The organism is Candidatus Lernaella stagnicola, assembly GCA_030765525.1.
Lineage (GTDB): Bacteria > Lernaellota > Lernaellaia > Lernaellales > Lernaellaceae > Lernaella > Lernaella stagnicola.
The window spans coordinates 20,224-43,683 of sequence record JAVCCK010000029.1 but is presented as its reverse complement, the minus strand read 5'-3'; the positions used below and the strand labels follow the sequence as shown (position 1 = coordinate 43,683).

Below are 23,460 nucleotides of genomic sequence, written 5' to 3'. Positions count from 1 at the left end.
TCGTGATCCCGCGTTCCCGCTCTTCCGGGGCTTTATCGATGTTTTCGAAGGACACATAGTCCGCCAAACCCTTCGCCGCCAGCGTCTTGGTAATCGCCGCCGTCAGCGTTGTCTTGCCGTGATCGATATGACCAATCGTCCCAATGTTTACGTGTGGCTTCGTGCGCTCAAATTTCGCCTTCGCCATGATGCCCTCCGGATTCCTCTAAATAGCGTTTGTTTCTTTCGTCTATTTCCTTGCAATGAGTTACGCCAAGTCGCGGATGCCAAAGTCGCCTATCGTTACCAACCGGCTGGAACCGCAGGCCGCTCGGTGAAGGGAAAGCGGGAAACGGGATTCGAACCCGCGACCCTCAGCTTGGAAGGCTGATGCTCTAGCCAACTGAGCTATTCCCGCACGCCGTTGCAAAGCCCATGAGGTTCCTACCGCGCTAATCGCGTCCCTCATGCATGCTTTTGGCGAGAGGTGGATTCGAACCACCGTAGGCTACTGCCAGCGGATTTACAGTCCGCCCCCTTTGGCCACTCGGGTATCTCGCCAAATGCTGCACGGTCTACTTGAAAAAGAACTTCCCTCGCGCCTTCAGGGAAAGCTGGCGATGGGACTTGAACCCGCAACCTGCGCATTACAAGTGCGCTGCTCTACCAGTTGAGCTACGCCAGCATACAGGCCTCGCCCCCTCGCATGTCGAGGGCCCGAAATTATAGACAAATCCCGACGCCAGTCAAGGCCTTTTTCATAAAAAATTTCCGTAGGTTTGCTGAATCGCCCGTCCGGTCGAACGTAGGCGATAATAACTACCTATCCCGGGGACGGCCCGGCTGGGCGTCCCCAAACCGAGCGCCGCCTATTCTTCCAGGTCGTCCCGGTGAAAAATCGTGGTTTCCGCGGTCGCCTGGAAATCGCCGGGCCGTAAGAAGACCCTAAGCTCTCCGATGCGGAATTCCTGATCCATCGTGATTTCGACCCGACTACTCACGCGCTCGCCGTTGACGATCACGCCGTTGGCGCTGCCCAGATCCTCCACCTCGACGTAATTCGGCTTGATGTAAAGCAAGCAGTGAGTGCGACTCACGCTCGCATCGATCAGCACGACATCGTTTTCCGGATTGCGGCCAATCGAATGCGTGCCCTCGCGCAGAAGAAACGTCATCGGGTTTTTGTCGTCCCGCCGTACTTCCAATTTGTACATCACCACCACCCCTAGCTAAGAGTTCAACCGGTTTCCGACTATCGAGAAGTCGAAAATACCGATTGTGGCGGCTTTCCTCAAGCGCTTTATTTGCAGCAGATGCACAGCCCGTCGGCGCAATCGCCGTCGTAGTAGTATTCTGGGCAAATCACGCCGCATTCGGCAATGCTGTAACCCAGCCCGGCGCCCGATTCGTCCGTCAGACCCAGTTCCTCGCAATACGCCTCGGCCAAGGGGCGCGCTTCATCGACACAATTCGGTTCGCTTGTGTCGTTGTCGTCGTCGTCACCGCTGTCGTCATCGTCATCGTCGTCACCGCAGGCGAACATCGCCACCAACAACGCGATTACGACAACTACCATCATCCACCACATTGCTCGTATCTTCATGGGGCCTCCTCTGCTTCGCCGTGAAGCTTCGTGGACAGGTGTCAAACCGCCGCTTTTTAACATGAAACCGTCGTCGAAGCCAATCACACGAGGCAAACTGCTTTTTATTTCACATCCCGCGAACGAGGCGGTCGGCGAGCGGTTCGCCGAAAGACAGGGCTGCAACCTTGGCCGCGGCGGCCTCCACATCGTAGAGTGCGCGGCGAAATTCGATGATCGCCTCATCGATAATCGCGTAGGGGGCACCGGGAACGCCGTCCCGCGGCTGCCCGCTGCCTCCGGGATTGATCAGGTAACGGCCACCGTCTCGGGTATCTAACTTATCCTCAAAACCGCACAACGCGATGCCGTTGCCGCCGTGCACGCTGCGGTACACCGCCCGGCGATGCGTGTGGCCAAATAACACGACCCGCGGCTCCACCAGACTTCGCATCAAGCGAAAATTGCTCTCGACCGCCATGCGGCTCAGGATGTACTCGTCGCGGTCGCGCAGCGACCCGTGTACGATCCATATCTGCGGTGTGATTTTCCCTTGCGTGGGTAGATTCGCCAGCCACCGGCGCGCGTCGTCATCAAGGGCCTGCCGCGTCCAAAGGATGGCCTCGGTAGCCACCGGGTTGAAATCCACCGGTTCTTCCCCACCCCCGGCGACGCCGTCGTGGTTGCCCTGAATGCACATCATGTCCATCTCACGAACCAGGTCCACGCACTCTTGCGGCTCGGCGTAGTATCCCACCACGTCGCCGAGGCACACGTAACGGTCCGGCTTAAGAGCCTCGGTTTCCTTTACGATTGCCTTCAACGCGTCGTAATTCGCGTGAATGTCGGAGATCACGACGACACGCATCGTTCCTTGTTCCTTCCTCTAATCGCTATCTACCTGATCGTCCTCCATGGACTTCATCATCAACAGCGCGTCTTTTCTCGGACCATAATAATCATCGATCTGTAAAATGGTGCTGTAGCCGTGCTTTTGGTACAGGCCCAACGCTTCGTAGTTTTCCACGAATACCTGTAGGAACATCGCCGACGGCCGAAACACCGCGAGCTTTTCTTCCGCCCGTTCCAAAAGGTAGGAACCGATACCGCGACGCCGCCACTCCGGGTGAACATCGAGGGTGACGATCAGCCCGACGTCGTCTTCGGCGTTGACGTTGGCAATCACGAAGCCGACCATTCGGCCCTCAGACTCCGCGAGCAAGAAGACCTCCGCGCGCCGCGCCAAGACGTCGAACATCTCACGACCGAAGGCGATTTCGGACTCGAAGCAAACCTGGTCGAGGTCGAAACAGGCCGCCGCGTCGACCGCTTCCGCCGGCCGCAGCGTGACGTCGGCTGTCATGATACGTGCCGCCGTACGTAGTCGCCGTCGACAACCACGACTTCGCCCTCGTGTTCCGGCGCTTCGAAGGACAACTCGGCCAAGATGTCTTCGACGATGGCGCGCAGCCCGCGGGCGCCGATCTTGCGGCGGCGGGTTTCGCGAACAATGGCTTCGCGGCCCGTCTGCGTGATTTGCAGCTTGATGTCCTCGTGACGAAACAGCTCCTGGTACTCGCGCCAAATGGCGTCCGGCGGGTCGGTGAGGATCAAGCCGAGTTCGTTGTCGGTCAGATCGCCGAGTTCGACCACGATCGGCAGGCGTCCCAACAACTCGGGCAGCAGGCCGTAATCCTCCAGATCGCGCGTGCCGACCCTCCCCTGTTCGCCCTGCCCCGCCGGGCTGGTGAACCCCACCTGCTGCTTCCCGCGACCGCGCCCCAAATCGGCAAACGTGCCGGCGCAAATAAACAGGATGTTGGACACGTCGATCTGCACGAAATCATGCTTGTTCCAGTGCTGCGTCACGTTAAGCGGCACGAAGACCTCGTTCGCCTCCAGCAGTTTCAAGATCGCTTGCTGGACACCCTCGCCGCCGATGTCACGCGCCCCGGCGCCGGTACGGGCACCCTGGCTGCGACGCGCGATTTTGTCGATCTCGTCCACGAAGACGATGCCTCGCTCCGTGTTCTCCACGTCACCGCCGGTCTTGAATAGCAACTCGGCCACCATCACCTCGACGTCTTTGCCGTAGTAGCCGGCCTCGGTGTATTCGGTCGCGTTGACCACGGTGAGAGGCACGTCAAGGACCCTGGCCAGTTGCCTGGCAATATGCGTTTTGCCCGAGCCGGTGGGGCCGATCAGCAGCATGTTGCTTTTGCGGATCAAGCTGTGCGGCGCGGCCGCCACGCGCTTCTGGTGGTTGTACGCCGCCACGGCCACGGCGCGCTTCGCCGCTTCCTGACCGATGACGTACCGATCCAGCAGAGCGTAAATCTCCCGTGGGGGCATGATTGTGCGTTTGGTAATTCGTTCCACCATGGCGTTACTTCAACTGATCTTCCAGAAAACCGGTAAGCGCGTCTTCGTCCATTTTCGGTTCCGGTGTCGGGGTCGGCGTCGGAGTCGGCGTCGGCTTGGGTGTCGGGGTCGGGGTCGGCGTGACCTCCGGAGTATCCTCGTCGGTTTGGAGCAGGCCCTTGATCTTCTCGAGCGGCTCGTCCCACGGCTGCGGCGTATCTTCCCCGCCCATATCTTGACGGATGACCTGTTCCACGTCGTCGGGCGCCGTCGGCATTTGCTTTTCCCCGAAAGGCTGCCACTCGAATTGATGCATGCCCACCGCCAAGATGATCACCACCGTGGCCGTCAGCAACAGCAGCCGCCAGATAACGGCCAGCGGCATGTTATTCGGATACGCCTTCATCCTCCTCCTCTTCGGGCATCGACAGCAGCAGATCGAGTTGCTGGTCCGTCTCGTCGGGCTCCGGCCGAACTTTGTCGGCCTTTTTCTTCTCCGTTTGCCGTTCGACCTGCCGGGCCAAACGAGCCATTTCCTTGAAAATACGTGATCCCTTCACCATGGCCAAGACGGCGAATATCGTGCCCCCGCCGCGATCGTCGTACCGCACTTCGGCCAAGGCCGCGGCAAGAATGTCTTCCAGATAGACAGCCCGAATTCCCAGAAGTTGCAGCTCGCCTTCGGCTTCGGCGGCCAACGAGGGGCTGCGTTTGGAATAGAAAATCACCTTATCCGGAGGCTGGTCGAGACCGAATTGCGTTTGGGCCTGCGCCAGCCGTTCGGGCGCGAAGGCACGATCGAGCAAATGGCGGTCGGTTTGCAGGTGATTGCGAATCAGGCTGGGCGTCAAATACGCCCCGGTGTGCCACCAACCGCGCACGACGCCGAACACCGCCGGTTCGTTGGTGGTGGTCTTGACGCCGAACACGTCGACCATATCGTCGTCGCCTAGATTCACGTCGATGGCGGCGAAATACCCCTGTCGCTCCAAATGCCATTTGGCCAGTTGCCGGTCGAACATGGTCCCTCCCCTGTCTTGATGGCAATGTAGCGCCGGATAGGCGTCGTGAGCAAGGTGGCGACCGGAAAAGTTTATACATTGGACCCGCTGCCGGGCCATCGCGCTTCTATTAACTGAGGAAGGCGGAAACGCCGATCCATCGACGTCCCGCCTTTATGGGGGATACAGGGCTGCCGGGAATGCAACCCGGTTCGGATTTGGCTTTTCCAAGCCGACGACGTTGCCGGGAGGGCAAGGAGTTCCGCAATCACCCGCGCCGTCTCGCAATCAATCAACCAAGAACAGGAGTAATTTCACTTCTCGGGAGTCCCGCCGGAAATCGTCCATCGTTTTCCGATTGTGACCTCCCGGATTGCGTCTCGAACACTGTCTATTTAAGCAATCAAAAGCCGTGCCAACCAACGACCCCGGCGCGCCGTTTGAACGATCATTCACCGCCAAGTTCTTGAAAAGAAAACGTGCCTACAACACTTCGGACCGGAAACGCGTCGAAGCGAAAACTCCCCAATCCACTTGGCAAGGCACTTTGAGTGTCGCCGGCGCAAAGGTTTCATGTAAAAGCTTGCACAAGGTGTGAAAAGTTTGCGTGCCCCGCCTACCCCTTGATTTGCGCGGGAGCCGCGGCGACACTTAAGCATCGACACAGCCGCTATCCGAGGAGCGAACTATGAAACGAAGCGCATTTCTTATCGCCGCCCTGCTCACGCTGCTCCTGTTCTCTGTCGGATGCTTTTCGGGCAATGAATTGAACTTACTGCCCGACCAGAACCAGCCGCTTTCTACGCGTCTGGTGCGTGCACCGGCAAGCAAGAGCACCGACGACCGCATACTCATTCTCGATATCGAGGGTGTCTTGGTCGAATACGGCCGACCCGGCTGGCTGCGTGATAAGGAACCAACCACCGCCATCGTCCGGCGCAAGCTGGAGAAAGCCGAACGCGACGAACGCGTCAAGGCGGTTGTCCTGCGTGTCAATTCGCCCGGCGGCACCGTGACGGCCTCGGATATCATCTACCGCGAGTTGTTGCGATTCCAACAAAAGACGAAAATTCCCATCGTGGCTTCTTTCATGGGCGTGGCGGCATCGGGCGGGTATTACGTTAGTTGTCCCGCCGACACCATTGTCGCCCATCCCACGAGTATCACCGGAAGTATCGGTGTGATCATGCACTCGTTCGGCTTCCACGGCCTATTCGAAAAAATCGGGGTGGAAAGCCGCGTGATCAAAGCCGGCTCGATGAAGGACGTGGGCAATCCCTTTGACGAAATGACCCCCGAAGAACGCGAAGTGCTGCAGAAAATCGTCGACAACGCCTACGCGCGTTTCGTCGATGTCGTGGACAAGGGCCGACCGAATCTCACGCGCGAACAAGTGTTGAAACTCGCCGACGGCCGCGTGCTCCACGCCCAAGATGCGAAGAAGCTCGGCCTCGTCGACCAAATCGGCGACCTGGAAGACGCCATCGAAGAGGCTAAGCGCTTGGCGAAAATTAGCGACGCGGGTGTCATCTTGTACTCGACGAGCAAACGGCCGGAGCAAAACATCTACAGCCTCACCCGGGCCGAAACTCCGGAAATCGGGGCCGATCTTTCCGTGATTGATTACGAGAAGCTCATGGACCTGGCGCAGCCGCGCTTGATGTACATGTGGATGGGCTTCTGAAAGGGGCAAGTTCATGTCGTTGCGTACGGGGATATGTCTCACGATGGCCGTTCTCGCGCTGGGAATCTGGTTGGCGGCTTGCGGCGGCGGTGATGCCAAAGAAATAGGCGCCAATTCGAATTGGAGCGAAGACCCGCCCACGGGCGACGTGTCGGATTGCGATCGCTACTGCACGCGCTACGGATTGGACGATTGGTACGGGTGCTTCAACGATTACGCGGTTTGCCAAGACAACTGCAACGATGCCGATTGCGTCGCCAACGACTGCACCCCGTCTTACAAGAGCTGCCAAAAACAAGTCGACGCGCGTTTGGTCTATTGCGCCGACCAGTGTGAATCATGCCTCGTGGATACGCTGGAATGCCTCGACGATTGCAGCGTCCTGGATAACGCCTGTCTCGAAGGATGCTACCAAACCCTGTACACGTGCCACGACTGGAATTATACCTGTCGCACGCAATGCAATTTCTTGTTGGGCAGTTGCCTCGAATCGACGCTTTCACCGCTCGGCGAAATCGGCTGCCAGAGCGATTATGTCGAGTGTCTGCTGCCGTGCCGGCAATAGAAAAAGGGAATCAGGCCAAGTACAAACCCACCAGCCACAGCACGTAGCCGCCCGCGAACACCGCCGCCCAGACGGCCGCCGGGCGTGCGTGGAGTTTGCCCTTCGGGCTCAAGCCGCGCCAGATGAAACCGACGGCGCCTCCCAGCCAAACGGCAAAACCCAACAGCGCCAGCATCGACCATGACCGCCGGGGGTCGTGACTGCGTTGCAGGATTTCCAGATGCCTCGCCTGCTCGGTCGGGTCGCCTTTCTGTAGCGCGACCAGCGCCGCGATGCGCTCCTCCGCGTGGCGGATAGTCTCTTTGTATGGCTGATACAACCCGCGCGCCGCATACAGCCCGCTACGCAAGACGCGCCAGATGTGCAGCGCGCCCTCTTGATCGCCCGCGGTTTCCCGACGCCCGGCCATGGCGCTTAAATGCGACACGGCGGCTTCGACATCCGGGCTGCCCGGCCAGTACATGTGCAACGTGCGATCGTAGAAGCCCACGGCCGTGTCTTCGTTGCCTTCGGCCAACAAGCGATCCGCCGTCCGCCGGGCGGCGTGGCCGCTGATGACGACTCGCACCCCGGCCATCAATACGATCAACACGACCACCGCGGCAACAAAAATTGCTTTACGCGCCACTTCCCTCTCCTGCGTAAGGTGCCCCGATCATAACGAATTCCCCGTCGAGCGACCAGCGACTCGTTGTGACAACTCGACATTCCCGGACGCGCCCCTATAATGTGCGGGCCAAGAGGAGGCTAGGTTTGCTAATACAGTTCGGCATTTTCATCGGTGGATTGATCGCCCTGGCTCTCGGTGCCGAGATCCTCGTCTATGGCGGCTTGAAAATCGCCCGCGTTTTCAAGCTATCGCCCTTGCTGGTGGGCTTGACGATTCTCGCCTACGGCACCTCGTTGCCGGAACTGGTCGTATCCGTGCTCGCCGCCGTCAAAGGGTCGGCGCCGATCGCGTTGGGCAACGCCGTGGGGTCCAACCTGCTCAACACCGGCTTGATTTTGGGCATCGCCGCTCTGATCTTCCCGCTGGCCGCCACGCCCAGTCTCTTTCGCCGCGACCTGCCCTTGCACCTGTTGGTGGTCGTACTTTTCGGCCTTCTGGCCTTCGACGGCCGCATTGATCTCTACGACGGAACGCTTTTCCTGCTCGCGATGTGTTCCTATCTCAGCCTCACGGTGTGGAACGGCTTGCGCCATCCCGAGGACGTGCCCGAGTTGCCCGAAGGCGAAACGAAGCCGAAAGAATCCTGGTGGATCGCCGTGATTCTCATCTTCGCTGGTAGCGTGGGCCTCTTTTTCGGCGCCAACTGGATGGTCGACGCGGCGATCAACATCGCCCGCGAACTTAACATCGCCGAGCGCGTCATCGGCACCACGATCGTCGCCCTCGGTACCAGCCTGCCCGAATTGGCCACAACCATTGCCGCGGCGCGGCGCAACGAAAGCAGCCTGGTGCTGGGCAACCTGATCGGTTCGAACATTTTCAATTTGCTGCTGATCGTCGGCACGGCGGGCGTCATCGCTCCGTTTTCGTTCAACGAGGCGGACGCCCGCGTCGACTTCCTGTTCCTAATCGCCAATGCCGTGATGCTTTTTTGCCTGTTTAGATTCCGCGAGCCGCGAACGATGGAACGACCGGCCGGTTCGTTGTTGATCATTGTCTATGCCTTATTCCTCGCACTCCTGTTCTTCCGTATTTAACGCTCGAGAATTCTGACTTGACGAGCGCCCGGCGCGGGGCGAAAGTCTGTATGGTATGCGATAAGAAAAACACTCGATGGAGTACCAGCCGTGATAAAGCAACTTTTTCTATCGATTCTCTTCGTGTTGATGGTCGTCTTGGCCGTAGGCCTCGTGGCCTGTGATGATGACGACGATGATGACAACGACGTCACCGACGACGACGATAACAACGACGACAATGACCATAACGACGATAACGACGACAACGACACCGTCGATGACGACGATGACGACGATAACGACACCGTCGATGACGACGACGACACCGTCGATGACGACGATGACGACGATGACGACGACGACACGCCGTCCATTCAAGATTGCGAACCCTACGGATACGGCGAGGCTCCGAACATCATCCGCGGGCCCTACTTGCAGCACGTGACGCGCAATTCCATGCGTATCGTCTGGGAGACCGACGCGCCGGGTAATAGCATCGTCCGCTTCGGGCCGACCGAGGACCTGGGTTACTACCAGTGCGATCTGGAAGAAAAAACCCATCACGAAATCCGCGTCGCCAAGCTCTCACCCGACACGCGTTACCATTACGTCGTGCGTTCCCACGGTGCCGAAGCCGAGATGAGCACTTTGAACACCGCGGTCGAAGCCGACACGCCCTTTACCTTCGCGATCCTCGGTGACAACCGTTCGGACCCGGTTACCTACCGGGAAGTTGTGGAGGGCATCATCGAAACGGCGCCGAACTTCGTTTTCAACGTAGGCGATATCGTGGCCGATGGTTGGCAGTTCGACCACTATGACGCTCAGTTTTTCGGACCGGCCGCCGACTTGATGGCCGACACGCCGGTGTACGTCTCGATCGGCAACCACGAGAGCGAGTCCATCTACTACTATCACCTACTCTCACTACCGGGCGGGGAGAGCTTCTATACTTTCAACTACGGCGACGCCCGCTTCATTTCGCTGAACACGAACCGCCTGTATGTGCAAGGCAGTAAGCAGTACCGCTGGTTCGAAGAACAATTGCAGCGGGCCAACGATGACGGCGTGGAGTGGATTTTTGTCTTCTCACACCATCCGGCGTGGTCCGAAGGGTGGGACAGCCCCGGCTATCGCGGCGAAATTCTCATGCGGATGTCGGTCGTACCGCTCATGGAACAGTATGGCGTCGATGTCTTCTTCGCGGGCCACACACACGATTACGAACGCGGCGAGAAAAACGGCGTCGTGCACATTATCACCGGCGGCGGCGGCTCGGCGCTTGATCAGCAGTTCTACGACTTCGACCACATCACCGTGTACGAAACGCGGTACCACTTCATTAAGGCCGATATCGTCGGCAAGACGGCTTCCTTCGAGGCCATGGACCCCGACGGCACCGTGTTCGACACTTGGGTGATGACGCACTGAGGCAGTAGACGGCGTCAGTCGATCCTTTGCAGGCCGTAAGGCGGCGCGGCGTTGACCAGCACGCCGGGCCGGCATTTCAGGTAGGCGGACGTAAATTCTTCGCCATCCTTCTCGGCCGAAATCACATAATCGCCCGGCGGCACATTGATGAAAATAACGCCGCCGTCTCCCGTCGTCTCGGTTAGCCAACGCAGGGGAAGATCAATAATCGGCCAACCCGGTATCTCCACAATCATGAAATAAAATGGGCCCCGGTCCGGCGGCAGCGGCGGATCGATAAACACCTGCGCGCCCTCTATGCCCTGCGACCAGGGGTTGCCGCCCGGTTCGGTCACGGTCGAAGCAATCTGGCATTTGTCCGGATCGATTACCTCGAAAAGCAACAGCGACATCGCCCACGTCAACGCCGTCGGCGGCACTTGAAACGCGACGTCGCCGATGCCGTCTTTACCGGGTAGCAGCGTGGCGGTTTGGGTCGGGAAGAAATCGGGTGCTTCCAGCACGAACGTCGTGGGCTCATCAACCGGCACATCGTGAAACGTGAAGCGACCGCTCTGGTTGGTGTAGACGGGCCGCTCGTTCGGATGCTCGAGGATCCGCAACGCCGCGTCGGGCAGCATCGTGAAACTCCAATCGAAACGATAAGCCGCGCCGGAAACCGTGGTGACTTCGATGGCATCCACCGACAGCGCGCGGTCGGAATGCCCCCACAACACGCCGTCGCCCGGGTCGCCGCACGCGGTGAAAAGGATGATTCCTAAAAGCAGTGGAAGCCAAGCGATTCGCATCGTTTCCTATCCACGTGGTTGATTCGCGCCCGCGATGCGAACGGCTGTTAGTACGCGGCCACGCTTACTCGCTCCGGGCAAACGTGTACACGAAGCCATCGGAGACGATGGCGAAGGTAGTGCCGATTTCGAAGAAGGACGCGTCGATGCGGCGGCCGAGTTTTTGCTGCCCCACCATCTTGCCGTCCTTGTCCAGAAAACGCGCGACGTAGAAATGAACGCGGTCGCCCGGACAACGCAGCAACAAGCCGACGACTCCCGCCCCCTGGACATAGCGCGAGAGTTCCACTTCCATCTCGCCGCAATGCCCCGCCGGTTGGTCGGCGACGTGATGGGCCCAACGCTCCTCGTAGCTTTTCAAGTCGATGGCCTGCACCTGCGCGCCTTCTTTCCGGTTTACCAGCAAGAACATCAACCCCGCCCCGCGGTCCGCGCCGATATAGCGCACGGGACCGCCGGTCTTGAAGGTCTTGACGTTCTCGCCGTCCGGAGCGTGCAGATACAACGTATCCCCGGCCGTGACGATCAGCAGCTTTTCTTGAGGTAGGAAATACAGCGACCCTTCCGGCGCGTCCTGTGCCTGCCAGCGCCGCTCGCCGGCCGCGTCGTACACCCGCAGCACGCTGCCTTCGCTCGTCCGGGCGAGCACTGCCACCGAACCGCGATCGCCCACCGTGAGGTTTTGCACGTCGACCAACTTGATTTCCTTGATCACGTGCAGCAGGTGATCGCTAAAAGTCACCGTGAAGGACGGCCCCGTTTTCTGCACCGCAATCACGCGACCCTTGGGTCCCAGAAAATACCGCCCGCTGGTGAATTTCCGGTCCACCAGCGTATAGCCGTCGCGGTCGCGCACGGTGTAGAGGGCCGAGTCGTCCTGGTTCAAGCCGCAGCAGGTCACTAGTTGGACCACTTGGCCGTCCGGCAACTCCATGCGTCGCGACGATTCCAGCGGATACCCGACGCCCACCGCTTGCCGCTTTTCAACCATCACCACTTTCGCGGCTAACGCGGTAGTGATCCAGATCAAGCTGAGTAGCAGGGCCCATGTCAGTTTGCGCAAGGCGGCCTCCGTAGTTCCGGCACCGCGGAATGGTATCACGAACCGGGCTGCTTTTCACGCGGCGCCGCAACAGTCATCATCATCCTCATCCACGACCCCGCGCATCGAATCTTCACCATCGATGGGGAACGAATCGTCGTCGCCCCCGGTCGTGTCGTCATCGTCGTCCGCCGGCAGGTCGCTTTCCGTGCAACCGTCGAGTCCCACGTACAAACGCCCGCCTGCGGTGAAGCACAAGTCGGCGGCGCGAATCTCCCGATCCCAACCGATCGCCGCCTCCTGCTTGGTGTGATAGATGACTTTCGCCCGACCGCCCGGATCCTCGACCACGCAATGATGCCCGGGACCATAGATGCCCGCCGCGTCGTCGCGGTGAAAGATCGGGTTGAGAGCGTACTCGACGAAATCGCCCAGCGGCCCGCCCGCCGTCGCGTACCCAATGGCGTAATCGGGCCGGTCGGCGCCGTAGCCGCTGTACATGAGGTAATACCCGCCGTCGTGCTTGACCATCCACGGCGCTTCGGTGACAAACAGCTCCCAATTGAAAATCCCCGGCTCGACCAGAATCGGGTGATCGGCCTCGGCCAGGGTTGTCATGCTCGTCATTTCCACGCCGCGCACCACCGAGAACGGCGCGTATCCCGCGTAGTAGAAATAGCGCCGGCCGTCCTCGTCGAGAAATACGTGCCCGTCGATCGCCAAGCCTTGCACGCCGCCGTAGCCGTCACCGACGAAGGGGTGATCGTAAACATCGACGAAGGGCCCGGCGGGGCTTTGGCTCACCGCGACGCCGATATGCATGTTCGCCGAATAGTAGAGGTAGAATTGTTCGCCGTCGGTGTGCACTTCCGGCGCCCACAACTTGCCGTCGTTCCAGGCGCCAGCTTCCCCGGCGCTAAAGATCACACCGCCGTATTCCCAGGTCAGCAAATCGGTGCTGGTCCACGTTTCGAATTCGTCCCAACTCGTCGTGACGTAAAGGTAGTAGACGCCGTCCACCTGCAGCACCATCGGATCGGCCGCGGCGTCGTTGTTCGGCAAATCGAAGGGCGGCGCCACCCCGGCCCAACCCGGCGCGACCGTGGCAAGCAGACATCCGCAAACAAAGACAAACAGGCGCATGGCTTTCATTGATACAACTCCATCGCGGATCGTCGCTGTCGCCAGATAATCACCCCACGATCGTCGTAGATGCGCTCGAATCGCGATTCGTTGACGCTCGCCGGGAAGTTTTTCTTTTCCTCCAGACTCATCGGCCAACGACAATACGGCAGTTTCGTATCGAAGAATATGTACTGCACCGTCGGCGGCTGCCGCGGGATCAAATACACCTTCTGCCGGTTGAGCAGGTGCGGCACGATGCACGTGTTAGCCGCCACGCCCGCGTCCGGCGGTATGAACTGCTCGATCAGCATCCGCACGTGTTTCTTATGCGGGGTCATCCGGTACGAGCGCATGCGATAGAGATCGCTTTTGCCGTAAAACAGCAGCGAAGCGACCACCAACAGCACGGCGACCGCCGTGCGCGACTTCCACCAGCGCGGCGCTTCGATTTCTCCCACCGCCAGCCACGCCTCCACGCGCGCCAAGCCGAGAATCAACGCGTAATACACAAAGGGAAGGACCAGGCTGATATCGTGATGCTCGATCGTCAGCTTGTTCGTGCCCCCGGACAACGCCAGGTAAGCGAAAACCGGCACGACCGGCAGCAGCATCCACGGAGCCAACACGGGCAAAAAGCCGAGCGGTCCCAGCAATTGCCAGACGTACAAGAGGGTATGCCGGTTGAGAAGTTCACCCCAAAATACTGCCGGTCGCTGGATGGGCGAAAGTAGAATCGCGACGGTTGAATCACCCAGATAGTCAAACTGATCCATCGCCAGCTTCTCGACGCCCAACCAGTGCGGCACGAAATGCACGACCAGAACGAAATACACCGCGGCCGCCGCCGCCACCAGGGCGCCCACCCGCCGCCGCTTGTGCATCACCAGCGCGATGCCGAAACAGAACACCGGCAGAGCGACCGTCTCCTTAGTAAACAGAGCCAAACCGAGAAACGCCGCGAACCATCGCCACCGCTCCTGCTCCAGCGCCACCAGGGCCGCCAACAGCAGCGGCACCGCCAACACCACGTGGTGGTAATCCCACAGGCCGATGTGCCGGTAGGGGAAATACGACACGAAGGCGATGAGCACCGCGACCTGCAATACCTCCGAACGCAGCAGGCGGCGGGCCAGCAACGTCAACGGCACAATGGCCAACGCCAGGGCCACCGTCTGGATGATCAGCAGCGTCACCGGCGACTCCCACAGCGCTAAGAAGGGAAGCAGCAAAAAAAAGATCGGCTGAATGTGAATCGCAAAACCGCTGACCTCACCGGCCAGCACCGAATAGTGGAAGTGGCCGTGCAGGGTTTTCCACAGCGGCTCGTACATCACGCCCAGATCGTACGCGTGGGATCCGAAGGTCAGGTGCCGCGCGACGGCCCCCGTACCGACCACGGCCGCAAAGGCCGCCCCAAGCACCAATGCGGTAGCCACCGGCCGGCGTTTCAACCAGTGGGCGAGCGTGCCGTAATACCGCCACGTTTGCCGATACCACCACTCCTCGCGCAGGGCATCCCGACCGGGCCGCCACGCACCCAGCAGCAGCAGCGCGAAAAAATACGCCGCCATGCCGCCGACGTTGGCCAGGTCCAAATAAATCTTCACGCCCGCCAGCTGGCCCTTGAATCGTCCGCCGCCGGTTAGCAACACCACGACCAACGCCACAAACAAAACGTTGCGTAGGTATCCGGTTATTCGTCCAAACCTGGAAACGCCGTGCTGGACATCTCGCGTCGTCATCATACTCCCCGTGATTTGCCGCCATGATGCTTACGTCGCCCGGAAAAAGCAACTTCCGCGGTGCTGGAATTCACGTTACGATCGGCGACCGTATGGAAACTTGATTCGACTTTTGCTAATCTTCGCCAAACCAAACCACTGGAGAAGCGTCGCCATGAAATACCTCCTCCCATTACTCATGTGCATCTGCCTCTCGTGCGGCTTGGCTTGGGCCGACGACTCCGACTCCGAGGACGACTCGGAACCCGCCGCCGTCACTCGCGACGAAGTCGTCGTCACCGCCAACCGAGGCAGGGAAGTCGACTTCCTGTCCGACCGCTCGCTGTCGATCCTTTCGATGCAACGCCTTAAGGAAATCACGCCGCGCACCACGCCCGAGGCTCTGTGGGATACGCCCGGCACTTACGTGCAAACCACGAATTACGGTGGCGGCTCACCGATCATTCGCGGCTTGATCGGCCCGCAGGTCCTGATCATGCTCGACGGCGTCCGCCTCAACAATTCCACCTATCGCACCGGCCCGGTGCAGTATCTGAATATGATCGATCCCTACTCCATCTCCCGCGTCGAAGTGCTGCGCGGTCCCGGTTCAGTCCTCTACGGTTCGGACGCGATGGGCGGCGTCATTCAGTTATTCCCGCTGGCGCCGCGTCAATACGACGAATTCGACGGACACGGCACCGTCGCCGGGCGCTTCAACTCCGCCGACTACGGCCGCCGGGGACACGCGCACGCCGAAGCGGGTTACGGCCCCGTCGCACTGTTGGGCGGCGGCACGTACGGCGAAAGTGACGACCTGATCGGCGGGCGCGACATCGGCGAACAAGTCTACACGGGTTACGAAAATTGGTCGGCAATCGGCCGGTTGAATCTGACCTTCGGCCATTGGGGCGTCAGTGCCGGCACCTTGTTCCATGAGATCGTCGACGCCGGGCGCACCGACAAGTATTTCGACAAGGGTTCTTTGTCGCTGTACGACAACCGCGACCAACTGGTCTACGGCAAAATCAACGCCGAGTTCCTGCCGATTCACACCCGCGCCGAGGCGATCGTCTCCTACCAACTTTTCTTCGAACGCAAAGACGGCGTACAGTTCGCCGAGGATCTGCGCACCGAACAAGGCACGACGCGCGACGAAGTCAACGTCGGCACCATCGGTACCGACTTGGCGCTTGCCACCAGCCTGCTCGACGATCGCTTCATCCTGCGTTACGGCGGCATGTGGTATTTCGACAACGTCGACGCCAACCGCGAAAAACGTGACGCCCCCGGCGAACTCTTCACCGAAACGCCCGACAAGCCCTACCCGGATGGCTCGACGTACGCCAATTACGGCGCGTATTTGATGGCGCAGGGCGATCCGGTCTCAACCGAATCGGGCCATATCCTGCGTCTAAAGGGCGGCGCGCGATATCACGGAATGCGCGGTATCGCCCCCGAAGAAAACGACCTGCCGGAAGTCGACTTCGATTTCGCCGGCGCCGTGTTTCTCGGCGGCCTGCAGTACCTGTACGACCCTTACGCGACCGTGGCCTTCACCTACTCGCAGGGTTTCCGCTCGCCGAACCTCCAGGAGGCGATTCAACTCGGCGACACCGGCAAGTACTTTCACATTCCCAACGAAGACCTCGAGCCCGAGACAGCCGACACTTTCGAGTTGCTGGCCCGCGGACGCATTTGGCGTTTTGAAATCGGGTCCGCCGCGTACGTGACTTATCTGCACGACTTGATCAACCGCGAAGAAACGAGCTGGCGCGGCGAAACCGAGATCGGCGAGAAACCCGTCGTGCAAAACGTCAACGGCGGCGAAGGCAGGCTGTGGGGCCTCGAGCCGCAACTGTTTGTCGATGTCGGCGGCGGCCTCTCCCTCAGCGGGCACCTCACCTACACCTGGGGCGAAGAGGACCGCCTGGATGATACCACCGAGCCGTTGACGCGCATTCCACCTCTGTTCGGCCAAGCCCTCGTGCGCTACGATACCGCCGATGCCGGCTTTTGGCGGGGTTTTATTGAAGTGTACGGCCGCGGCGCCGGACGACAAGAACGCCTCTCGCCCGAAGATACGACCGACGCCCGCATTCCCGAAGACGGTACTCCCGAATGGTGGACGTGGAACGTGCGAACCGGCTTGGTGGCGTACGAACATCTGCGCTTGGGATTGGCCGTAGAGAACCTGACCAACGTCGAATACAAGTACCATGGCTCCGGCGTGTTCGGTCCGGGGACAAACGCGCTATTAACGGCGGACTTGTCCTTCTAGTCGTTGTGGGCGTTGCCGAGATAGGGTCTCGGATCGCAAGTTGTGCTTGTTATTCTTTGTTGCTTTTTCTGACAAAATCCGTCAAAAAGTGAAAGGATTGCGGCGTTGTTTGGGCAGGCGCTCCGACACAGGTGACACAGATTCCGCGATGGTTCTGCTTCGGCAAGCCATCGGCGACAGCGAGATTTTCCGAAAGTCCGGTTTGTTCTGCCTACATGAGTAATAAAAGTTCGCCGAAATACCGTATTGGGGTTTGGGTCCGTTGGGAAAGGAATGCGGCATGGCCAGGAAGCTCTTCTCACTATGTGTTTGGGTACTGCCTCTGGTGTGTGTGATCCTCGCGGTCGCCACCTGTGACGGCCGAACAACTCTCGAATCCACCCGAGCAGGCGATGCCGATGCCCTCGTGACGCAGGCCGATCCGCAAAGCCCGAGCGGTCTCGTCGACGTCTCGACTCCCTTTGACGTGGCGGAAATCATTCAGCAAGTGCACTTCGCCTTCCGCCCGGCAGGCGATTACTTCGACGGCGGCCACGAAACGTATCAGGTGCGCGTGGCCCGCGATGCTTCTTTTGCCGTCACCCCCTTCCTTCCTTCGCCCGAAGGCGGCGTGGCCGGTCCTCCCCTGGTTTTGCGCAGTGATGCCGTGCTGCGCGGCGACCTGCGACTTGACGCCGAACCGCAACTAACCGTTGACGAGGACGGGTCGCTGGCCATCGCACGCGGCAGCCTCACCGAATGGCTGGAAAACACGCCCGAGGGCGTGCAGCAAAGCTGGACCTTCGAAACGATGCCCGCCGGGACCGGCGATTTGCGCGTTCGCGTGGCCGTCGAAGGATTGCCTTACACCGAAACCACCGCGGGCGGCGTGCATTTTGCCGATCCGGAAACCGAACTGGGCATTCGCTACACCCACGCCCGTTGGATCGACGCCGCCGACCGTACGGTCGAAGTGCCCGCGCGCTACGCCGACGGATTCATCGAGATGACCGTACCCGCCGGCATCTTGGCCGAGTCGATCTACCCCGCCGACCTCGACCCTTGGGCCGGTCCGGAAATCGGCACCGACAACCCGATCTATATGCCCGCCCGCAATCGGCAGGCTTTCGTTGATATCGCGTTCGGCGAAACCGCCTACATGATCGTTTGGGAAGACCGCCGCGTCAGCGAGGGCAACACGATCAGCGACGTGTACGCCACGCGCGTCAACAGCAACGGCTCGCTGCTCACGCCGGGCGGCATCGTCGTCTCGCGCGCCGCGGGCAACCAAGGCAATCCCGCCGTCGCCTTCGACAACGGCGAGTATCTCGTCGTGTGGGAAGACAATCGCGGTGGCGGTGTCGACATCTACGGCGCGCGGCTTTCGCAAGCCGGCAGTGTGCTCGACCCGGACGGCTTCGCCATCGGCAACGCCGCCGGCGACCAGGGCAATCCGCATGTCGCGGCCTCCGACAACCAGTGGCTGGTCGTCTGGAACGATGGACGAAGCGCCGCCAAAGACGTGTACGGCACCCGCGTCGACCCCGACGGCAACGTTCTCGACGGCGTGGGTACCGGCATCTCCGTCGGCAGCGCGGCGGGCGAGTTCGCCAAACCGGTCGTGGCGTGGGACGACTACCACTATTTGGTGGTTTGGACGACGCTCGAAGCCGATTACAACCTCTACGCCCAGGGTGTTAATACCGACGGCGGCTTGGCGGGTTCGACCGTCATCGTGACCAACGGCCCGGGCGATCAACGTGCTCCTGCGGTGTCCTTCGGCGCCACGCTTTTCCTCGTGTCCTGGCTCTACAACTCCGGCAGCGACGCCGACATCCACGGCTGCTTGATCGATCGCACGGGCGTGATCGCAGTACCCAACTTCATTATTTGCGATGAAAGCGGCGACCAGGAATCGAGCCACTCCGCCTTTGACGGCACGAATTTCCTCGTTGTGTGGGACGACCTGCGCGGCAGCGCCTACGATATCTACGGCTCGCGCGTGACCGAAGCCGGTGCGGTGCTCGATCCCGCGGGCCTGGCGCTCTCCAGCGCCAGCGGCAACCAGTACGAACCCGTTGCGGCATTCGGTATCTCGGATTACTTGGTCGCCTGGCATGACTACCGCGCCAGCGGCCTACCCGACGTATACGCCACCCGCGTTTCCACGTCGGGTTCCGTGGTGAACCCCAACGGCATCGTGCTGAGCGTCGCCGCCAATTTCCAAACGTGGTCCGACGTCGCCTTCGACGGCACGAACTATTTGATTGTCTGGGAGGATCAGCGCGACGGCACCAACTGGGATATCTACGGCGTGCGACTCACGTCGGACGGGTCGCTGCTCGACCCCGCCGGTATTGAAGTTTCCAACGCCGTCAACAAACAGGAAAAGCCCACGGTCGCCTTCGGCGGCGGCAACTTCTTCGTGGCGTGGTCCGATTACCGCAGCGGTACGTTTTGGGATATCTACGGCACGCGGGTCAGCCAAGCCGGCGTCGTGCTCGACGGCGTGTCGACGGGTACGGCTGTTTCCACCGCGGCGGACAACCAACTTGATCCGGACGCCGCCTACGCCAATGACTATTTCCTCGTGGCCTGGCGCGACAACCGCAACGGCGATTACGACATCTACGGCGCGCGCGTCAACAACGCCGGCACGATGGTCGACCCCTCCGGCATCGCTATCGCTGTCTTCGACGGCGCCCAGGGCTACCCCTCGGTCACGGCCAGCAACACGCAGTATCTCGTGGTGTGGGAAGACCCGCGCAACGGTACTTTCGACATCTACAGCACGCGCCTGCAAACCGACGGCGGGGTCAACAGCCCAAGCGGGATCATCGTGTCCAACGCGGCGGGCGACCAACTGCGGCCGGAGGTCGACTCCGACGGCACGAATTTCTTCGCGGTGTGGGAAGACAACCGTTTCCCGCAGAGTGCGATCTACGGGTCGCGCATCAATTCGGTCGGCGGCACCGTCGACCCGGGCGGCATTCAGGTCAACATCGGCACGGCGGCGCGGTCCAAGCCCGCCATCGTTTACGACGGCCAATACTTCCTCGTGGCGTGGCAACAGGAGACCTCGGTGGGCGGCTCGAACATCTATGGTTCGTACCTGCGCTCGACCGGCTCGATCATCGAACCGCTGTTTGACATCTCCGCCACTGACTACCTTGACGAAAGCTCGCCCAACCTGGCCTCGTCCGGCGGGGGCACCAGCTTGGTGACGTACTTCAATTTCGATCGCTCGACTTTCTACGGCTCGAAACGGGTTTTTGCGCGGCAGGTGCGCTATTTCTTCACCGGCTTGGAATGCGAGTTCGACGGCGAATGCCAAACTGGATTCTGCGTCGACGGCTATTGCTGCAACACCGTCTGCGGCGAAGATGATCCGAACGACTGCCTCGCCTGTTCCATCGATGCCGGCTCGACCGCCAACGGCACCTGCGCCGTCGTATCGGTAGGGACAACCTGCCGCCCGCAAAACGGTTTGTGCGACATTGTCGAGCAATGCGATGGCGTCTCCGACCAATGCCCCGACGACAGCTACGCGGCCGCTTCGCTGGAATGCCGCCCTGCCGCCGACCTGTGCGACTCCTCGGAATCCTGCAACGGCGCCGGCCCCTTCTGCCCCAACGATGCGGTCGAACCGGACACCATTCTGTGCCGCCCGACCGCCGGCGATTGCGATGTCGATGAATACTGCAATGGTGAAGACAGCTTCTGCCCCCGCGACGGCTTCCTGCCCGCCGTGACGGAATGTCGGCCCGCCGAGAGCGATTGCGATATCGTGGAGTTCTGTCCCGGCGACGCCGCCGATTGCCCGGTCGATGAATTGCATCCCAACGGCACGGTTTGCGAAGACGGCTTGTTCTGCAACGGCGAAGACGCTTGCGTGGCGGGCGACTGCGCCGGACACGCCGGAGACCCATGTGACGAAGACGAGGTCTGCGTCGAATTGACCGACGAGTGCGTCCAGGGCGATGACGATGATGACGACACGGTCGACGATGATGACGACAACGACGATGACGACACCACCGACGACGACGATGACGACACTACCGACGACGACGATGATGAATCGCCGCCCGCCGACTCCGGTGACGACGACGATGACGATAGCTGCTGCGGCTGCTGAGGACGTCCGACAGGCTCGTATACCGCGAAAAATCGGTGTCATCGGACACAAAAAGGCGGCATCGGAGGCAAAAACGGACGCCGAGGGACATTAATTCGGAAGCTGATTTGTCACAGTTGGCGTCATTTTTGGTCCGTATGTCACATTTTATAACCGACCTTGGGCAGGCAGTATTCCTCTTTCCTTCGTTCCCTTGACCGGCCCCGGCCCGCTGTGGCAATGTGCCGCGAATCAAGGGGTGTTCGCATTTACGAAACAACGTTGGGACAGCGGTGAGCGCTAAAGAATTCTTTACCCGGCACTGGCATAAAAAGATGGACGCCGCGCGACCTCCGCGCCTCCATATTGTCCTGTTTTGGATAGTGACGACCGTCCTTGCCGTTTGGCTGATTTCGCAGCGGCGTGCTTGGGGTTACCAGGAATTCAAAGCGTGGGCGGCCTTGATTTTCGGCATCTACGTGATTCTGCGCGTATTTCTCCGCCCGCGGGACTGGCTGGAACGCCTGCCCCTGCAAATCATCCTGTTTTTGATGGTGTTTTTCACGCTGCTGCACGCCGAAGGGAAAGATGCCAACCGGTTGGTCAACCACGACCGCATCCGAACCTGGAACGTTTACCATTATTATATGGGCGCCAAGTATTTCGATGAGTTGGGTTACCTCGACCTGTACACCCACACGATTCTGGCCGACCGCGAAGACCGCAATCACCTGGAAAACATTCGCAAATTACGCGATTTGACCGACTACCGAAAAAAGCGCGTTGCCGATCTGGTGCCCGAGGAACGCAACCTCGAATTCACCGATGCCCGCTGGCGCGATTTCCAGCGTGATCTCAGGGCGTTGTTGCCCCGCGCTTCCGGCCCCGGCTGGGGCAATATGCTGGTCGATCGCGGTTACAACGGCACCCCCTTCTGGAACACCTACGGCGCCGCGCTCGCCGAAACTCTCAGCATTCGCGGTCGCGGTGACCGGCGCTTGCTTTGTAGTTTGGATTTCTTCGTTTATGCGCTGATTTTCCTGGCGATTTGCTTCGCGTTCGGCCTGGAACCGGCGCTATTGTTCGTGGCCGGCGTGGCGCTGATGCCCCAAAACGACCACCGGTTCATCGGCGGCTTCCTGCAATACGACTGGCTGGCCGCGATCGTACTTGGCGTTTGCTTCCTGAAAAAACGAATGCCGATCCCGGCGGCGATCAGCCTGGGTCTGGGCACCTTGATGCGCCTGTTCCCGTTAGTGCTGGCCGCCGGACTAGCAGTGCCCGCGTTCCGCCAACTGCTGCGGGAAAAGCGTATCGACAAGTTCTACTGGAAATTTTTCGCCGCCTTCGTGCTGACCGGCATGCTGGGCTTGTGGATCGGGTCCTGGAACGCCCGCGGCTGGAATAGCTGGCTGGAGTGGAAGAGTGAAATCGACGTCCACAACCACGAGCACGTCTACGGCGGGCGACGCGTCGGCTTGAAGCACTTGTTTACCAAGCCTTTCGGCTACGGCCCTGATGACGGCCATTTCGATAAGCGCCGCATGCTCAAGAAACAGAAGCCCTATTACTGGGCGGCGGCGGCGGCCTTCTTGGCGCTGTTTCTCGCGGCGACGTGGCGGCGCGGTCGTTTCAACGCCGTACTGCTGGCGATGATTGTGGTGTTCGCCTTGCTTGTATCGTCGCGCTACTACTGGTCGATGATCGCCTTTTTGCTTTTCTGGCAGCGAAACGACGAGGATGACGAAGAGTGGCATCCGACGATTTTCGCCGGTGTGGCGGTGTTTTTCGTTTCGTGGCATTTGTGGCGATACATCCCCACAGTGAAGGACTTCTACTTCCATTACATTCGCTTCAACTCCCTCATTGCGATGCTGTTCGCCGCCTGGGCATTGTGGTTGATCGGCAAGGACATGCGCGATGTCGGCTGGCTGGCCCGGCCGGAACGCGCCTTGCGCCGCATGCTACAATCGCCGCCGCCGGAAGAAGAAACGTTGGAAAACGCCGCACCGACGGTGACGCCGGAGGTCGAATCGACCCCGGACGTTGCCAAGAGTGAGGATTTCGATTAATGATTTGTCTTCAACGAAAACGCGTACATTGTCCCGCGGAAAG

At 60.2% G+C, this 23,460-nt stretch carries 20 protein-coding genes and 3 tRNA genes; 7 read left to right on the top strand and 16 right to left on the bottom strand.

All coding sequences use genetic code 11. The features are described 5' to 3' along the window. The 11 genes from P9L99_13860 to P9L99_13810 form a co-directional block, all read right to left on the bottom strand. Positions 1–187, bottom strand: a 187-nt coding sequence (locus tag P9L99_13860) for a GTP-binding protein (GenBank protein ID MDP8224441.1), incomplete at its 3' end; no start/stop codon positions are given. A gap of 136 nt (positions 188–323) precedes the next feature. Beyond that, positions 324–397 (bottom strand) — tRNA-Gly (locus tag P9L99_13855). 60 nt (positions 398–457) lie between these two features. Further along, positions 458–540, bottom strand: a tRNA-Tyr gene (locus P9L99_13850). 51 nt (positions 541–591) lie between these two features. Further along, positions 592–664: transfer RNA gene (locus tag P9L99_13845), tRNA-Thr, on the bottom strand. A gap of 184 nt (positions 665–848) precedes the next feature. Continuing rightward, positions 849–1,193 carry an FHA domain-containing protein gene (locus P9L99_13840; protein ID MDP8224440.1) on the bottom strand — a complete coding sequence of 115 codons (345 nt, stop codon included), beginning with the start codon at positions 1,191–1,193 and terminating at the stop codon, positions 849–851. Positions 1,194–1,279: 86 nt separating this feature from the next. Further along, positions 1,280–1,582, bottom strand: coding sequence for a hypothetical protein (locus P9L99_13835; GenBank protein MDP8224439.1), 303 nt, complete (start codon positions 1,580–1,582; stop codon positions 1,280–1,282). 109 nt (positions 1,583–1,691) lie between these two features. Further along, positions 1,692–2,429, bottom strand: a complete 738-nt coding sequence (locus tag P9L99_13830) for a metallophosphoesterase family protein (GenBank protein MDP8224438.1) — start codon at positions 2,427–2,429, stop codon at positions 1,692–1,694. Positions 2,430–2,447: 18 nt separating this feature from the next. After that, positions 2,448–2,924, bottom strand: coding sequence for an N-acetyltransferase (locus P9L99_13825; protein ID MDP8224437.1), 477 nt, complete (start codon positions 2,922–2,924; stop codon positions 2,448–2,450). Then, positions 2,921–3,943, bottom strand: coding sequence for an ATP-dependent Clp protease ATP-binding subunit ClpX (gene clpX, locus P9L99_13820; GenBank protein ID MDP8224436.1), 1,023 nt, complete (start codon positions 3,941–3,943; stop codon positions 2,921–2,923). Before clpX ends, P9L99_13825 begins: the two co-directional genes overlap by 4 nt. 4 nt (positions 3,944–3,947) lie before the next feature. Further along, positions 3,948–4,328: a hypothetical protein gene (locus tag P9L99_13815; GenBank protein ID MDP8224435.1), complete on the bottom strand. Its 381-nt coding sequence runs from the start codon at positions 4,326–4,328 to the stop codon at positions 3,948–3,950. Then, positions 4,309–4,944 (bottom strand): hypothetical protein, encoded by a 636-nt coding sequence (locus tag P9L99_13810; protein MDP8224434.1) that lies wholly within the window; start codon positions 4,942–4,944, stop codon positions 4,309–4,311. Before P9L99_13810 ends, P9L99_13815 begins: the two co-directional genes overlap by 20 nt. 667 nt (positions 4,945–5,611) lie before the next feature. On the opposite strand from P9L99_13810, the gene sppA reads away from it, so the two are divergent. Together sppA and P9L99_13800 are read left to right on the top strand one after the other, a co-directional pair. Next, entirely contained in the window at positions 5,612–6,607 is a 996-nt protein-coding gene (gene sppA / locus P9L99_13805) for a signal peptide peptidase SppA (protein MDP8224433.1), read from the top strand. A 13-nt stretch (positions 6,608–6,620) separates the two neighbouring features. Next, entirely contained in the window at positions 6,621–7,172 is a 552-nt protein-coding gene (locus tag P9L99_13800) for a hypothetical protein (GenBank protein MDP8224432.1), read from the top strand. A gap of 10 nt (positions 7,173–7,182) precedes the next feature. Here the strand turns inward: P9L99_13800 and P9L99_13795 are convergent, their stop codons facing one another. After that, positions 7,183–7,800 (bottom strand): hypothetical protein, encoded by a 618-nt coding sequence (locus P9L99_13795; protein MDP8224431.1) that lies wholly within the window; start codon positions 7,798–7,800, stop codon positions 7,183–7,185. Between the two features lie 125 nt (positions 7,801–7,925). Between P9L99_13795 and P9L99_13790 the strand changes: the two genes are divergently transcribed. Then, entirely contained in the window at positions 7,926–8,879 is a 954-nt protein-coding gene (locus tag P9L99_13790) for a calcium/sodium antiporter (GenBank protein ID MDP8224430.1), read from the top strand. Between the two features lie 90 nt (positions 8,880–8,969). Further along, a complete protein-coding gene (locus P9L99_13785; protein ID MDP8224429.1) occupies positions 8,970–10,292 on the top strand; it encodes a metallophosphoesterase family protein in 1,323 nt (440 codons plus the stop codon). Positions 10,293–10,306: 14 nt separating this feature from the next. Here P9L99_13785 and P9L99_13780 read toward each other — a convergent pair whose 3' ends face one another. From P9L99_13780 to P9L99_13765, 4 genes are all read right to left on the bottom strand, one after another. After that, complete coding sequence (locus P9L99_13780) at positions 10,307–11,080, bottom strand: hypothetical protein (GenBank protein MDP8224428.1); 774 nt, start codon at positions 11,078–11,080, stop codon at positions 10,307–10,309. 64 nt (positions 11,081–11,144) lie between these two features. Next, positions 11,145–12,143: a hypothetical protein gene (locus P9L99_13775; protein MDP8224427.1), complete on the bottom strand. Its 999-nt coding sequence runs from the start codon at positions 12,141–12,143 to the stop codon at positions 11,145–11,147. 54 nt (positions 12,144–12,197) lie between these two features. Next, positions 12,198–13,274 carry a glycoside hydrolase family 43 protein gene (locus P9L99_13770; protein ID MDP8224426.1) on the bottom strand — a complete coding sequence of 359 codons (1,077 nt, stop codon included), beginning with the start codon at positions 13,272–13,274 and terminating at the stop codon, positions 12,198–12,200. Further along, positions 13,271–14,989 carry a DUF2079 domain-containing protein gene (locus P9L99_13765; GenBank protein MDP8224425.1) on the bottom strand — a complete coding sequence of 573 codons (1,719 nt, stop codon included), beginning with the start codon at positions 14,987–14,989 and terminating at the stop codon, positions 13,271–13,273. The genes P9L99_13770 and P9L99_13765 overlap by 4 nt, the downstream gene beginning before the upstream one ends. Before the next feature lie 154 nt (positions 14,990–15,143). Between P9L99_13765 and P9L99_13760 the strand changes: the two genes are divergently transcribed. The 3 genes from P9L99_13760 (at position 15,144) to P9L99_13750 (ending at position 23,417) form a co-directional block, all read left to right on the top strand. Then, a complete protein-coding gene (locus tag P9L99_13760) occupies positions 15,144–17,249 on the top strand; it encodes a TonB-dependent receptor (GenBank protein MDP8224424.1) in 2,106 nt (701 codons plus the stop codon). Between the two features lie 280 nt (positions 17,250–17,529). Then, positions 17,530–21,366: a hypothetical protein gene (locus P9L99_13755; GenBank protein MDP8224423.1), complete on the top strand. Its 3,837-nt coding sequence runs from the start codon at positions 17,530–17,532 to the stop codon at positions 21,364–21,366. A gap of 272 nt (positions 21,367–21,638) precedes the next feature. After that, positions 21,639–23,417, top strand: a complete 1,779-nt coding sequence (locus P9L99_13750; GenBank protein ID MDP8224422.1) for a glycosyltransferase 87 family protein — start codon at positions 21,639–21,641, stop codon at positions 23,415–23,417. Positions 23,418–23,460: the final 43 nt, after the last annotated feature.